This is a genomic window from Fimbriimonadaceae bacterium (assembly GCA_019638775.1).
In the GTDB taxonomy this organism is placed as follows: domain Bacteria; phylum Armatimonadota; class Fimbriimonadia; order Fimbriimonadales; family Fimbriimonadaceae; genus JAHBTD01.
Genome location: JAHBTD010000001.1, coordinates 328205 through 342908, shown reverse-complemented (window position 1 = coordinate 342908; position 14704 = coordinate 328205). Strand labels below are relative to the sequence as shown.

At 54.6% G+C, this 14704-nt stretch carries 14 protein-coding genes; 8 read left to right on the top strand and 6 right to left on the bottom strand.

Translation table 11 applies throughout. The features are described 5' to 3' along the window. Positions 1-5 precede the first annotated feature (5 nt). Complete coding sequence (locus KF784_01605) at positions 6-395, bottom strand: hypothetical protein (protein ID MBX3117732.1); 390 nt, start codon at positions 393-395, stop codon at positions 6-8. A gap of 236 nt (positions 396-631) precedes the next feature. Here KF784_01605 and KF784_01600 point away from each other — a divergent pair, with 236 nt between their 5' ends. The 3 genes from KF784_01600 to KF784_01590 all read left to right on the top strand — a co-directional run bounded on the left by KF784_01600 (position 632) and on the right by KF784_01590 (position 3455). Beyond that, entirely contained in the window at positions 632-934 is a 303-nt protein-coding gene (locus KF784_01600) for a hypothetical protein (protein ID MBX3117731.1), read from the top strand. Between the two features lie 137 nt (positions 935-1071). Next, positions 1072-2955, top strand: coding sequence for a threonine--tRNA ligase (thrS, locus tag KF784_01595; GenBank protein MBX3117730.1), 1884 nt, complete (start codon positions 1072-1074; stop codon positions 2953-2955). 155 nt (positions 2956-3110) lie between these two features. Then, positions 3111-3455, top strand: coding sequence for a prepilin-type N-terminal cleavage/methylation domain-containing protein (locus KF784_01590; protein ID MBX3117729.1), 345 nt, complete (start codon positions 3111-3113; stop codon positions 3453-3455). A 3-nt stretch (positions 3456-3458) separates the two neighbouring features. Here the strand turns inward: KF784_01590 and KF784_01585 are convergent, their stop codons facing one another. Genes KF784_01585 through pyrF form a run of 4 tightly spaced genes read right to left on the bottom strand, consistent with a single transcriptional unit; the run spans position 3459 to position 8501 of the window. Beyond that, positions 3459-4667, bottom strand: a complete 1209-nt coding sequence (locus tag KF784_01585; protein ID MBX3117728.1) for an ABC transporter permease — start codon at positions 4665-4667, stop codon at positions 3459-3461. 32 nt (positions 4668-4699) lie between these two features. After that, positions 4700-6655: a heavy metal translocating P-type ATPase gene (locus KF784_01580; protein MBX3117727.1), complete on the bottom strand. Its 1956-nt coding sequence runs from the start codon at positions 6653-6655 to the stop codon at positions 4700-4702. 55 nt (positions 6656-6710) lie between these two features. Next, entirely contained in the window at positions 6711-7721 is a 1011-nt protein-coding gene (mutY, locus tag KF784_01575) for an A/G-specific adenine glycosylase (protein MBX3117726.1), read from the bottom strand. Between the two features lie 60 nt (positions 7722-7781). Continuing rightward, complete coding sequence (pyrF, locus tag KF784_01570) at positions 7782-8501, bottom strand: orotidine-5'-phosphate decarboxylase (protein ID MBX3117725.1); 720 nt, start codon at positions 8499-8501, stop codon at positions 7782-7784. 118 nt (positions 8502-8619) lie between these two features. Here pyrF and KF784_01565 point away from each other — a divergent pair, with 118 nt between their 5' ends. Next, positions 8620-10089: an aldehyde dehydrogenase family protein gene (locus KF784_01565; GenBank protein MBX3117724.1), complete on the top strand. Its 1470-nt coding sequence runs from the start codon at positions 8620-8622 to the stop codon at positions 10087-10089. A gap of 132 nt (positions 10090-10221) precedes the next feature. Here KF784_01565 and KF784_01560 read toward each other — a convergent pair whose 3' ends face one another. After that, positions 10222-11358: an ABC transporter ATP-binding protein gene (locus KF784_01560; protein ID MBX3117723.1), complete on the bottom strand. Its 1137-nt coding sequence runs from the start codon at positions 11356-11358 to the stop codon at positions 10222-10224. Between the two features lie 232 nt (positions 11359-11590). Here KF784_01560 and KF784_01555 point away from each other — a divergent pair, with 232 nt between their 5' ends. The 4 genes from KF784_01555 (at position 11591) to KF784_01540 (ending at position 14672) form a co-directional block, all read left to right on the top strand. After that, positions 11591-11968 (top strand): antibiotic biosynthesis monooxygenase, encoded by a 378-nt coding sequence (locus KF784_01555; protein MBX3117722.1) that lies wholly within the window; start codon positions 11591-11593, stop codon positions 11966-11968. Positions 11969-12168: 200 nt separating this feature from the next. Beyond that, positions 12169-12867, top strand: a complete 699-nt coding sequence (locus KF784_01550) for a PEP-CTERM sorting domain-containing protein (protein MBX3117721.1) — start codon at positions 12169-12171, stop codon at positions 12865-12867. A 158-nt stretch (positions 12868-13025) separates the two neighbouring features. Then, positions 13026-13715, top strand: a complete 690-nt coding sequence (locus KF784_01545; GenBank protein MBX3117720.1) for a PEP-CTERM sorting domain-containing protein — start codon at positions 13026-13028, stop codon at positions 13713-13715. A 216-nt stretch (positions 13716-13931) separates the two neighbouring features. Continuing rightward, positions 13932-14672, top strand: a complete 741-nt coding sequence (locus tag KF784_01540) for a dienelactone hydrolase family protein (GenBank protein ID MBX3117719.1) — start codon at positions 13932-13934, stop codon at positions 14670-14672. Positions 14673-14704: the final 32 nt, after the last annotated feature.

The following is a 14704-nucleotide window of genomic DNA, read 5'->3' as shown; positions in this document are numbered from 1 at the left end:
AGAAACTATAGCTCTTCGCGAGTGTTCGTCTCCTGGCACTCCCACTCCCCAAGCCAATCATCAACATTCTTTCGAAACCTTAGCTTGGCTGCCGATTCAATTCTCTCCCTTTCCGACCAGTAGCCCACGCTCAACGGATGGGCGTGCAAGATATAGGCGATCACTGAGATTCCAATCTGAAGCACAGTGCTTACCGAGAAGAAGAATCCGAGCCCAAGGATAGGAAGGCACCAGAAGTAGATTCGACTGGCGGCGCGCCAAACCTCCCCTTGCCACTTCTGACGGTGAGCGAGGGTCATACCGATCTGGTGCAGGCAGTAGGCATATACGGCGAGCGCGATGCCGCCGAAGATGAAGAAGCCCATTGCCGTAATGAAGACGGTGCCAGGGTCCATTTCTACACGACCAAGCAGATACTCTGCAATCTTTCTACGCGCATCTTAAGCCGTAGGATACGCGCAATATAAAGGATGATCCCAGCAAAATTACCAGCAGGCAGAGACTGACACTATCGACTATCGGTCTTTTCTCAAAGTTCTTTAGGGTTCGAATTGTCGTTTTTTCGGCACACTTGGTTATTGCGCAATCGACGAATTGAGCGGAAACTTAACAGTGATTGTGAGGTTTCGTTATGAATTGCACTTTTCTCGACTATGAACCGTTTTGCCGAGCCGCCCTTAGCCAAAGCTCATCTCTGGAGTTAGGTCCGGTCCAGGTGGACAAAGTCCGCGAAGCGTTTGAAGCGATCTTTCCCGAGATCGACCAAGCCGTCTGCGCCTGCCGCCCCGAAGTCCTAACAAAAACTCTGCGTCGTCGAACAACCCTTGCCCTGTACGGATTCATCTCAGTCGCCTGTGCCGACGATCTCTCCGATTCAGAAATTGAGTCGATTGTTGGCAGCCTGTTCGTCTCCAAGCAACTGGTCGCCGCATAACACTTACTACCTTCCAAGTGAGCAAACAAAGCCTGCGCTTCGCGTGGGCTTTTTGCTTATTGAGATTGGGCGCCAAGGCGACCTGTTGTAAAATCAAGGCTGACAATTCGATCCCTTCGTAGGGGAGGTTGACAGTTATGAATAACGAATATCAGCAATCTTATCTTTATCGCCTGCGCCACTCGGCTGCCCACCTCATGGCCCAAGCGATCACCGAGCTCTATCCTGGAGCCAAGCTTTCCATCGGCCCGCCTATTGAAAACGGCTTTTATTACGACATTGAGTTTCCCACTCCCCTAAAAGAGGAAGAGCTGCCCGCAATAGAAAAGCGGATGAAGGAGCTTAGCAAGCTCGATCAGCGTATCGAACGCACTGAGGTTTCTCGAGAAGAGGCAAGGTGTCTGATCATGGATGACTCGATTCCAGGCATGGGCCCAGCCGTTGCCGATTACAAATTGCAACTCCTTGACGCCATTCCCGAAGGCGAAGCGATCTCCTTCTACGATCAAAAGCGGACCGATAGAGAAGGAAATCATCATCGCTTCCTGGACCTTTGCCGAGGTCCTCATGTCGATTCCACCAAGGAGATCAAGCACTACAAGCTGATGTCTTTGGCGGGCGCGTACTGGCGTGGCGACGTCAAGAACAAGCAGCTCACCCGTATCTACGGCACTGCCTTCGAGACTGCTGAAGAGTTGGAAACCTACCTTCATAACCTCGAAGAGGCACGGAAGCGCGACCATCGCATCCTTGGCAAAGAGCTTGGCCTCTTCATGTTCTCGCCGAGAGTCGGCACCGGTTTGGCGCTATGGCTGCCCAAGGGGGCGGTGCTGCGCGAAACCATGACCGAGTTCCTGCGTGAAGAGCAGCTCAAGCGTGGGTATCAACCGGTCATCACCCCCCAACTCGCCTCAATCAAGCTGTATGAAAAGTCGGGACACATCATCACGTTTAAGGAGAAGCTCTTCCCGTTCATGGAGGACGAGGAGAAGGAAACCTACATCCTCAAACCGATGAACTGCCCGTTCCACATCGAGATCTACGCATCTCAGATGCGCAGTTATCGAGACCTTCCCATCCGCTACGCGGAGTTCGGAACCGTCCACCGCTATGAGCAGAGCGGGGAAGTGCACGGAATCCTCCGAGCTCGTGGGTTCACCCAGGACGATGCTCACCTCTTCGTCCGCCCCGATCAACTCCTCGAAGAGTTCATCGGTGTTGTCGACCTCATGAAGGTCGTGCTCAACAAACTTGGCCTGACCGAGTGGAAGGCTCGCCTCGGAACCAAAGACCCCAACAGCGATAAATACGTAGGCCACGACGACAACTGGAAGGCCGCAACCGAAGCCATCGAACAGGCCTGTAAACAGATTGGCATCGATTACTTCGTCTCCGAAGGCGATGCGGCGTTCTATGGCCCCAAGCTGGACCTCATTATTAAGGACGCCATCGGTCGCGAGTGGCAAATGGGGACCGTTCAGGTGGATTACAATCTGCCCGAGCGCTTTGGATTAGAGTACGTCGGTGATGACGGCTTGCCCCACCGCCCCATCATGATCCACCGCGCCCCGTTCGGCTCAATGGAGCGAATGATCGGACTGCTCACCGAGCAGTATGCGGGTGCTTTCCCGTTCTGGCTATCTCCCGTTCAGGTGGCGATCCTGCCCATTGCCGACCGTCATATCGAACACGCGTATGCCATCGCCGAGGCGCTGCAAGGCTTCATGACGAAGGATCGCGAGCATTCAGAAGAGTCGGTTGAATCCTCAGCCGAAGTAAGAGCACAGATAGAGAGTGTCCGGGCAGCCGGGCACAAGTTCAGAGTTCATGTCGATGATCGGCGCGAAACCCTCGGAAAGAAGATTCGCGAGAATCAGCTTCAAAAAGTGCCCTTCATGATGGTCATTGGTGACCGCGATATCGAGAACGGCACGGTCGGTGTGCGCTCTCGCGAAGACGGTGATCTTGGAGCGATGCCTATCGAGGAGTTTGTTGGTTTGCTCCAAAAAGCTTCGTCTTAGTTCGACGCTTCATCCAACTACAGGAGTGGAAACCGTAAGGATTCCACTCCTATTTTTTGGCCTTCTTGCTATTTGTTGGCACGCTACTTGCCGAATATGTGGAATGAGGAAATTAGCCCGCATAGAAGCGGTGGATTCTTGGTTGATGGTGAAGTATGCGTAAAAGAGCATTTACTCTTGTTGAGATCATGATCGTTGTGCTGATCATTGGTGTCCTATTGGCAATTGCAGTGCCGCAGTTCATGAGGGCTCGCGCCAAATCGCAAGCACGAACATGTGTCGCCAATCTCCGCCAAATCGAAGCGGCAAAAGAGATGTTCGCGATGGAGAACAAGCTTCAAAACGGAGCCCCCGTCACGATTAACGACATCTGGCCCACCTATATTCGACAGAGCAACAAGCCGGAGTGTCCAAACAGCGGCGTCTATACCATCGATGTCGTCGGTACCGTTGCCTCGTGCAGCTACGTTGACGCGACGTTCCCCCACGTTTACCAATAAGAACTACTCGTGACGCAGGCTCTCGACGGGATCTCGTCGAGAAGCGCGGATGGCGGGGATAAGGCCAAAAACCCCGCCAACCCCAACACTCACCGCAAAGCTGAGCCCAACTACGCCCCAAGTAATCAGCGGCTTAATCGCCGTATTAGAGGCCAGCAGAAGGCTGACGACATAGCTCAGCGAGAGTCCGACTAGGCCTCCCATTACCGCGATAAACACCGACTCAGCCAAGAACTGAGAAAAGATATCGGACCGCATCGCCCCCACCGTTCGCCGAATGCCGATCTCCTTGGTCCGCTCATTGACCGACATCAGCATCACCACCATAATCCCAACACCCCCAACAAACAGAGCGATTGAAGTCAGGCCGATAATGAGCCAGGTCAGGATCGACATGATCTTGAATACGAGCTTAAGCAGATCCTCCTGAGTGAGCACGGAGTAGTTGTCTTTTTCGAGCCGCTCTCCAAGCGCCTTTTCAACGGATGAGACAAGCTGCTTGGGTTCACGTCCCGGATCGGTCTCGATGAAGATGCGGTTGATCTGCGCCGAAGGTTGAGTTTTGCGAATGTAACTGTATGGCACGTAAACAAAGTTATCGAAGCTCCCCTGAGAAAGCAAGCTACTCTGATTATCGCGTTGCCTCAGTACACCAATAACCCGGTAGTCGCTCCCCCTGTAGTGCACGGTCTTGCCCACGGGATCGACTTCTCCAAACAACTCTGTTGCCGGTAGATCCCCTAAAACGATCGTCGGTTCAGCATCATCTTTTGCGCCGAAAAACCGCCCGGACTTCAACTCCGAGCGCCGCATCGCAAACCACTCGGGATCGGCGGCAACAATGAAAGCCGTTGTGGACTTCTTTCCACCGTATTCGATCCCGGCTCCTACAAACGAAACTGGCGATGCATCGACAACGCCCTCGACCTTCTTTACTCGCGCCACGTCGGCATCGGATAGGTAGCTGATGCCCATGAGGCTGGGGGCAAAGAGCGAGTTGCCCTCAAACCGGCCAGGAAGCACGATGAGCGTATTGACTCCAAGGGTGTCCACCTCGCTGCGAATGTCTTGCTCAACCCCTTTGGCGATGCTCATCAGCAGCACAATCGCAACCGTGGCCACCATCACCCCCAAAGCGCTCAGGGCCGCACGATCAAGCTGCTCGCGAATGTTAGAGAGCCCGTTTAGAATGTTGAGAAGAGTTCGGCGCATGGCGTGAAACTAGAATCAGAGAAGATAGTTGACTAAGGATTTGCTGGTCCGCGGAGAAGTCTGAGACCGTTGAGAATGACCAGTACCGTCGAACCCTCATGCCCAACTACTGCAAGCGGAAGAATAAGGTTTCTGTAATCCGGAAGGAATTGATCGAAAAACATTGACCCCAACGTGAGAACGACGATGACCGATCCCGCAAAGTAGAGATTTGCGCGGATGATTGAATTCGTCATTCGACCGAGCTTGATCAGTCGGGGGATGCTCTCAAGTCGGTCGTTCATCAGAACCACATCTGCCGCATTAAGCGCGATGTCACTCCCCAATCCACCCATCGCAACGCCGACACTGGCCCTTGCCAGACTCGGGGCATCGTTCACACCGTCGCCGACGAAGATGAGTCCACCCCCTTTTGCCGTAAGTTCAGCGACGATCTTCTCCTTGTCTTCGGGAAACAATCCTGCACGGACGTCCGTAATCCCGACCTCACTCGCAACCGCCTCCGCCGTCTCTCGTGTGTCCCCCGTCATCATCACGGTCTGCCGGATGCCGAGTTCTTGAACATCACGCAGCACTGTTTTTGCCGATGGCCGCGGGGCGTCATGCAGGCCGATAGCCGCCATCATCCCGTCATAGTCCAGCACCACAACCGTAAATCCCTTGTGCTGCAGCTCCTCCGCGTGAACCGCAAAGTCCGGGTCAAGGGAGCTATCAGCCGTGTCGAAGAACTTTCTCTGCCCGACCTTGACCGCTTTTCCTTCAACGTTCGCAGTGACGCCAAGCCCTGTGTGAGCATGGTGTTCAGTCGCCTCGGGAATGTCCAATCCCTGTTGACGTGCTGATTCAACAATAGCCTCGGCGATCGGGTGTGTGCTGTACTGCTCTGCCGCCGCCGCGACCCGGAGCAGCCGCTTGGCCTCATCCGACATCGTGCCTTGCCCCGACCAACAGGCATGCCCCTCCATACAAAGCCTTCCCGACCCTCCAACAACTTCCGGCACCCCCTGACAAACGCAGATCTCGGCGAGTTCAAATCGTCCGGCCGTCAGTGTTCCCGTCTTGTCCACCGCCAAGATGTCGGCCTTGCCTGCCTGTTCAATGAACTCCCCACCACGAATGAGCATCCCGTTTCTTGCTGCCCAAGCCAAAGCGCTAAGCGTGCTCGCCGGGGTTGAGATCACCAAAGCACAGGGGCTCAACGCCACCAAAAGAGTTAGAGCCGCATACAGCGCTGCGTTGGCATCCTGCCCGAGCAGGAGCCGAACCACAAGGGAGATTGCGAACGCTACGATCACAAAAATCGTGTATCGCTGCCCAAACCAGGTGCTGATCCTCTCTCCGCTCGCCTTATTCTCTTGAGCATCCTGAACCAGGTCCACGATCTTCTCAAGAGTTGTTTGGCCAGCCTTCGCTGCTACCTTGATGGTGAGCATCCCATCCAAGTTCTGCGTTCCCGCCAAAACTCGCGTACCCCGACTGGCGGAGACAGGCACTGACTCGCCCGTCATCGCGCTTTGGTTAATGCTGCTTTCCCCGGATTCCACCACCCCGTCAAGTGGTACAAGCTCAAATGCAACCACGCGGATCATGTCGCCAACTTCGATCTCTTCAACAGGGGTTTTCTCGTCCCCGCTTGCCGTGATCCTAAGAGCGGTATCGGGACGGAGCTTTATGAGTCCCTCAATTGCCGACTTCGTGCGCGACATTGCGAAGGCTTCAAGCGTGCTCGAAAGGCTGAAGAGGAAGAGGAGGACCGCAGCCTCGGTGGGATGTCCCAATGCAACCGCGCCAGCAGCGGCAAACACCATCAGGAAGTTGACATCCAGGCTGCGCTCTCGGATCGCTTCGTAGGCAGATTTCAAAGCGAAGTAAGAGCCAAAGACAACACTGAGATAGGCGATGGAGACGTGCAGACCGAAAAAGCTGAGCACCAAAAAAATGCCGCAGAGCACGGTCAATATCACTTGAATGTCTCTAAAAATCTTCATATCTTCTGGCTGCTACTCATTGTGCCCCCGGATCGCCAGGTGATACATCAATACTTCAAGAAGACTCCAATCCAAGGGCTCGGAGCGCAAGTTTTAGGACTTTTCGTTGTGGGGAGGACATCGCCAGCGCCGCGAGATCATCCCGCAAATACCATTGCAAACTTGGGGATTGCGCATCGCTTCTGCAAAGTCGAGCGATAACCTCAATCCTGTGATGCGTGACGGAGTGCTGAAAGCTTCCTAGGTCTTCAAGCCAGCCCGCTCCGGTCAAATCCCTCAAAGCGTCGATCTCTGAATTGCCCTCAGAACGCGTGCCTACGGCAACTCTCGGAAACTCCCACATCCCTTCCCACCACTCCCCTTCCGGGACTTGTCGAAGCCCAAAGGCAGATCCGTCAAATGGAACCCAAACCGCATGAATAAGTCTTACGGTCTGTTTCTTAGGTTCGGCAATCGGCAAGATGTCAACTTGCCAAGACTGCTTGGCGACGCACATCTCCGCAACAGGGCAGATGTCGCAGCGTGGAGTCTTGGGAGTGCACACGGTTGCGCCAAGCTCCATCAGCGCCTGATTCCAGTCCCCAGGCCGCGGTTTGAAAAGCGCCTTTGAAGCCCATTCTTTCGCTTCTGAGTGAAGTCTTTGTCCGCTTGAATGCGAGCCCGTCAGACGTGCGTATACGCGCTCTACATTGCCGTCCACAAGTGACACCGGTTCTTGGTAAGCAATGGAAGAGATAGCGGCGGCGGTGTATGCGCCGACGCCGGGAACCTTCAGCCATGCATCATGTTCAGTGGGCATCCCGTTCTCAGCAACAAACTGAGCTCCCTTGAGCAAGAGCCGTGCTCGTCGATAATAGCCAAGCCCTTGCCAGTACGACAGAACGTCACTTTCGTCCGCTTGAGCGAGTGCTTCGACGGTGGGAAACCGTTCCATCCAACGCTGATAGTAGGGAAGGACGGTTGCAACCTGGGTTTGTTGGAGCATGATCTCACTGACCCAGATAGCGTAGGGATCGGCGGTCCGCCTCCAAGGCAGGTCGCGCTTGTGAGCGTCGTACCATCGCAAAAGCGATCCGCCATCGGGGCCGGAGAGCTTATGCGTGGGTTTGTCTTTCAGATTGGACCCCTAAATCGTCTCTTGGAGTCCCGTGAACCCAAGGTTTTCCAAAGCCTGATTGATGTCTTGTGCATCCGAGAGCGCCCGTCCGATCACCAGATAGCTCGCACCGTCTTCCAACGCTTGCTGCGCGGTCCCCACTCTCGCCTGGTCGTGATGGCTGCTCGATGCCGCCGGTCGAATGCCGGGAGTGACGATGATCCCCTCATGTCCGATCGCGGCTCGGATCATCCGTGCCTCTCTTGCCGAACACACCACTCCATCAAGTCCTGACTGGACGGCCAGCTCGCTTAGCCGTCGCATATGATCGTCAAGCTCACGGTCCACCCCGAGGTCTTGCGTCAGCATCTTTTGATCTAGCGATGTAAGGACGGACACACCCACCAACAGGGGAGCCTTATCCGGGGCATAAGCCCGAGCCTCTTCAACGGCAGCGCTCATCATGGCTTGGCCTCCCGCGATGTGCAGGGTCATCATCCAAACCCCGTATCGCGATGCCTCACGGACCGCGAGTGCGACCGAGTTGGGGATGTCGTGAAACTTAAGATCGAGGAAGATGCGCTCCGCGCCTGCCTCCCGTAGCCAGTCGATCACACCGAGTCCGTGCGATAGGGTGAGAGCGTGTCCAATCTTGAATGCGCCCACGTGGGGTGCAAGCCGCCTGATCATGGTCAGAGCAGCATCAAGGTCGGAAGTGTCGAGCGCGCAGATTACTTTTCTTATTTGCATCCTTGTTGTCTCGCAGTCGGCATGTATATTTTGTTCTATTGTATCGGACGGACCGGGGGTTCACGACGCAGATGGCCTTCCGATGCCTCTATACGTATCTTTACGGGGGATGGTTGCCATGCGAGAACCGAGCATTCAAGGGTTCAATGAGACCATGCTCCATCTCGAAATGCTCATTGACGGTCATTTCATCGGTGGCCCGTGCGACCAAGCGGTTGGCAAGGAGATCGTTAAAAATCCTTACGATCAGTCCATCGTCGGTACCGTCGCCGAGGGCGGATGGAACGAGGCTAACGCCGCTATCTCTGCCGCACAAGAGGCTTTCCTCACTTGGAGAAAGAGCTCGGCATCCGAACGCTCTAAACTCCTCGGCCTCATCGCGATGGAGATACGCGAGCGCGGCGAAGAACTGGCCCATCTTCTTGTCGCAGAGATCGGCAAGCCGATCACTTGGGCCAGAGGTGAGGTGAGCCGACTTGCCATCACCTTTGATCTCGCCTCCGTCGAAGCCCTAAACTGGGAGCCGGAAACGCTCGATTTCGGCTTCGACTCCCGTGGGAAGGACTACTCCGGGAGTTTCTTCAGATTCCCTGTCGGTCCCGTGCTTTGCATCGTCCCTTACAACTGGCCCTTCAACCTCACCGCTCACAAACTCGCGCCTGCGTTAGCGACAGGAAATACGATCATCCTAAAGCCGTCGGGCCTTGCCCCAATCTCCACCATGACACTCGCGCGCATCATCCACGAATGCGGCTGCCCGCCTGGAGTACTCAACTGCGTCAACGTCCCCGCCCCAGTTGCCGAAAAAATGGCGCTCAATCCCAGAGTCAAGGTTGTCAATTTCACGGGCTCGCCCAAAGTAGGCTGGCACCTGAAGCAGATCTGCTGGGAGAAGAAAGTTTTGCTTGAGCTCGGAGGAAACGCCAGCGTCATCGTCATGCCGGATGCCGACCTTCAATGGGCCGCCAGTCGCACCGCCGTCTCAGCCTACGGCTATGCTGGACAGGTTTGCATCTCGGCTCAACATTGCTGGGTTCATGCGTCCGTTTACGACGAATTCAAACATCGGCTCATCGAAGCCACCCAAGCTTGCCCAACCGGCGACCCAGCCCAAGAAGAAACCGTTTGTGGGCCGCTGATGAACTCCGAATCCGTAGACCGGGTCATAAGCTGGATTGACGAGGCTGAGTCAGCTGGGGCTGATATCCTTGTGCGGGGGGCAAGGGAAGGGAATGTACTTGGGCCGACCCTCATCGAAAACGTGCCTTCCAGCGTGCCGCTTGGCTGCGAAGAGGTTTTTGGGCCTGTCCTCACACTTGCCCCGTTCGACGAGATTTCTGAGGCAATCGCAAAGGTGAATGCTTCCCAATACGGCATCCACGCCTCGCTCTTCACCCACGATCAATCGGTGATCGACCAGGTGTATGCAGAGCTTGAGGTTGGGGGGCTAATCGTCAATGACTTTCCAAGTCTACGCTTCGACAACATGCCCTATGGTGGCGTGAAGAGAAGCGGCTTCGGCCGCGAAGGCGTCCGCTTTGCGATGGAGGAAATGACGGAGCCGAAAATGATCGTAAACAAGAGCTGATACTGTGCATTCCTCCTTTGCAAAAAAATGCGCGATGCCGAAGAGTCGTAATCTGATCTCGGATATCTGACCGCTGATTTCCTATCACCAAGCGCGCAACGCTCAACCGTGTGAAAGTGTGAGCTGAAAGCCTTAGCGGATCGCCTGCTCAGTATTCGCATCAAACAGATGCACTTTCTGAATATCGACCGCAAACTTCGCCGTGGTGCCAACCTCAATGCGAGTTGCCGGATCCAGGGTCGCCGTGATGGGTGTGCCATTAGCAATCAAGAACGCCGAATCCTCCGAACCCAACTTCTCAAGCACATCAACCTTCGCTTCAAACGTGTTGCCATCGTTCGGCGTCACTGGACAATTTGCATTCGTGTCGTAGATGTCCTCTGGGCGCATTCCAAATGTCACTTGCTTCCCATTCATGCTTCTGCCTGGGTGATTCTCCGGCAAACTGATCTTGGCAAAACCGATGTTGATCGCGTCGTCCTCGATTGTCCCTTCGACAAAGTTCATCGGAGGCGCTCCGATAAAACCTGCCACAAACTTATTCGCCGGGTAGCGATAAACCACTTCAGGTACGTCGCACTGCTGCAGGAGACCGTCCTTCATGACCGCAATCCGCTGGCCCATTGTCATCGCCTCAACCTGGTCGTGAGTCACATAAACGGTAGTGATTCCTAACGAGCGGTGCAGCCGAATCAACTCAGCGCGAGTTTGGATGCGGAGCTTTGCGTCAAGGTTAGAAAGCGGCTCGTCCATCAAGAAAACCTTAGGCTTCCTAACGATTGCGCGAGCTAGAGCCACGCGCTGGCGTTGCCCTCCCGAAAGCTCCTTTGGACGTCGGTGCAGATACTGATCGATGTCCAGCATCTCCGCCGCATCGTGTACCCGGTTGTCGATGTCCTGCTTGATCTTCTTCGCCTCAGACATGTGGCTGATCTGCCAGAAAAAGCCTTTGAGTTCGCGCAGCCGAAGTCCGAACGCGATGTTGTCATAAACGTTCATGTGCGGATAAAGCGCATAGTTCTGAAAAACCATCGCAATATCGCGGTCCTTGGGGGGGACGTCGTTCACCCGTTTATCGCCGATGTTCAGATCACCATCGGTGATCTCCTCCAATCCTGCGATCATGCGCAGAGCAGTGGTCTTGCCGCAGCCCGAAGGGCCGACCAATACCATGAACTCTTTGTCCTGAATCTCAAGGTTGAGATTGTCTACGGCTTTGACATCCTTGCCGTAAATCTTGGTGACTCCGTTGAAGCTAACTCCTGCCAAGCGTGGGTACTCCTAACCGAACGGTTCTCTGCATTATAACGGTCCCGGGCCCCTATATCTACGCCCGCGAACCTGCAAAGCCTGGATTTCTTCCTTCCTTTAGAACAAAATGAGCAATCTGAAAGGGATACTTGACAAAAAAGTATAGATGAAGGGAGAATGACTATGTGAGCCAATCGAGCGGTCGAAGTAGATTCTGAATGGCAAGCACATTCAAACCAAGGCTGGAAACATGACGCAAAACGATCAAAACACGGAAGCATTTGCCATCGAAGGAAACGACGATCTTGGCTTCGTCGCCATTAACTACATCACCTGCATCGAGTGCTACAAAGAACGATTCGAACAGTTGTTTAAGTCGCGTGCAATGGCTATCGATCGGATCGCCGGCTTTCGCTTTATGAAGGTTCTCAAACCACAAAAAGAGGATCAGCCCTATCTCGTTCTTTCCCACTGGGACACAGAGGAGGCCTTCAAAAGCTGGACATCTTCACCCGAGTTTATCGAGGGCCACAAGCGAGGATTCGAAGACGTGCGAAAAGCAAAAGAGTCGGGGCAAGAGCCCCCAATGAAATCAGACTTTGCGACCTACACCGTGCTCTGCAACTAGTAGCCGAATCTTTCGCCCCCGTCCTTTTTGTGAGACGGGGGCTTTTTTTGTGCACTCTTCCAAATCCCTGTGTTCCTAGGGCGAGTGGTCCTAGTCGAAGTGCCAATTCTTAGGTTCAAAAAGTTATATATTTGTAAATATATTTTAATTTTCTGCATTTTGTGAACATATTTCTGTAGACTGCGGTCAGAGGTACAGCCATGAAAAAACTAATCTTTGCTTTGTCCGCGCTCACCGTCGTGAGCTCTGTTCACGCCGTGAGCTACTTCGATGGCGAGTTCGCTGTCGCTGACTACGGGCACTTCGCCTACTTCGACAACGCCTTCACCAGCACAAACAACGCCGCTGCTGGTGGTAACCCCAATGCGACGCTGCATCACATCATCGAGCACGATCCTGCCGGCGCTGCGCAGGGTACGGGGGAGATTGGATCGTACAACTTTAACTTTCTCTACAATCCGTCTGTCAGTGGCGCGCTCAGCTCCATCAGCTTTTCAGCCGACTACTATCTGGACACCGAGGCAGTTCTAAGCGGGCAAGCTCTCTTCTTCTCGCTCATCCAAGATGGAAGCACATACTATGTGCCCGTTTTCGACGACTACACACCAGGCCAATGGCTGAACGCTTCCTTTAACGCCATGCCGAACTCCGCTTGGAGAAAGCTGGACTGGATTAGCGGGAATTTCGTCTTCGCAAATCCTGACTTCTCAGCGGCTGGCAACGAGATGATGTTCGGCTTCATCACCGGATATAACCTTTCGAACGGAGCCTTGGTCACGACGCGAGTCGATAACTTCTCCGTCCAAACTGCACCTGTCCCCGAGCCCGCAACCATGGCCGTCCTTGGCTTTGGCGCACTTGCCGTTGGTCTCCGACGACGCAAGAAGAACCGGGCCTGACCTCCTTGTCTTAGCACGATGCGTCACTAAAGAGGTCCTATCAGTGCAGCTCTCAATAGGACCTTTTCGAGACATCTTAGGATGGAAATTTAGATATATATTTTAAGAATAACAAATCTCGGAACATAATATCTACGTCCTTCGTCCCAAGCAAAGCCATGAAAAAACTGATTCTTGCTATCACCACAATTGCAGTCGTAAGCTCTGCAAACGCCTTCAGCTTTTCCGATGGGGATTTCGCCGTTGGCGACTATCTTCATCTTGCCTTTTTCCAGCATACGGCTACCAGCGCGAACCGCTCGCCTGTCGGTGGGAACCCCGGGGCCGCGATGTTCCAGACGATCGTGCATGACGGAAGCAACGAGATCGGCTTCGGTCGGGTTGGAGCTTTCAACCAGGTCTTGACCTATAACCCTTCGGTCAGTGGGGCGATCTCCTCGGTCAGTTTCAGCGCCGACTATTATCTGGACACGGAAGATGCACTGGACAACCAGTCCCTGTGGTTCTCGATCATTCAGAACGGAAAGACCTTCTGTGTGGCGGATGTCCATAACTTCGCGCCTCATCAGTGGCGGACGACGGCATCGACGATGAACGCCGGAGACGCTCAGTGGATCATGTTTTGGGATACAGGCGGGGTTTCGTTCGATACGCCTGACTTTTCGGACACCGGAAGCGAGATGAAGTTCGGCTTCATCACGGGCTACAACCTCCTCGACGGAGCAAGCCTGACGCAGAGGGTGGACAACTTTACGGTGCGCACGACACCGGTTCCGGAGCCTGCGACGATGGCCGTCCTCGGTTTCGGTGCGCTCGTCGTTGGCCTCCGACGACGAAAGAAAAGCTAATCTCAAAACCCCCTCCTTGTCCGAGCGTAGCGAGGATGGGGAGGGGTAGCACAACAGATTCGCAATTCCTCCCCCTTTAGGGGGGAGGCCGTGAGCGTAGCGAATGGGGTGGGGGTGAAAGGTTCTACCGCTCGGGGCGAGGCAGTGAGCCAGTTAAGCTGGCCAAGCCCTGCCCCTCACTGAACACCAAGCCCAAACCTGCGTTCTGAACCGTATATGATCGCCGCTCTCGTTTGCCTGTTCACCATCGCCGCACCTCAAACCCAAGAATTCACCGTTGACGGCGTAAAACGGACCGCCCTCATCTACGCCCCCACGGCAAAGTCAAAAAAAGCCCCGCTCGTCCTGGCCTTCCACGGACACGGCGGCAACAGCCGCAATTCCGCAAGAACCATGTCCTTGCACACCGAATGGCCGGAAGCGGTCGTCATCTACCCCCAAGGCCTGACTGGCAACCCCGGAATCACCGACACCGAAGGCAAGAAGACCGGCTGGCAAAAGACGCCTGACCAGCAGAACGGGCGCGACATCCACTTTGTCGAAAACATTCTGGATTGGGCGAAGAAGACCTACAAGATCGACTCCAAACGCATCTTCGCGACAGGCCATTCCAACGGCAGTGCCTTTACCTGGGTGGTAATGACCAAGCTCGGCGACAAGTTCACCGCCTTTGCGGGAGCCTGTGGCGGTGGCGGACTGTATGCAAAAGACGCTCCAAAGAAGCCAGTCATGATCATCGGCGCGCTCAACGATACGCTCGTCCCCATCCGCAGTATCCGCTTCTTCACCGATGCAATGGTCAAGAAAAACGGCTGCGGAGCTGGGCAGCCAGGAGAGAAGGGAATGACCACCTATCCCGGAGAGTATCCTGTGGTGTCCTACATCTACGACGGCGGCCACGCCCTGCCCGAAGACATCGGTAAACGGATCGTGAAGTTCTTTAAAGAAGTGAAGTAACCTACACTAGGAGACAAAGGGCTTTGTTGAGC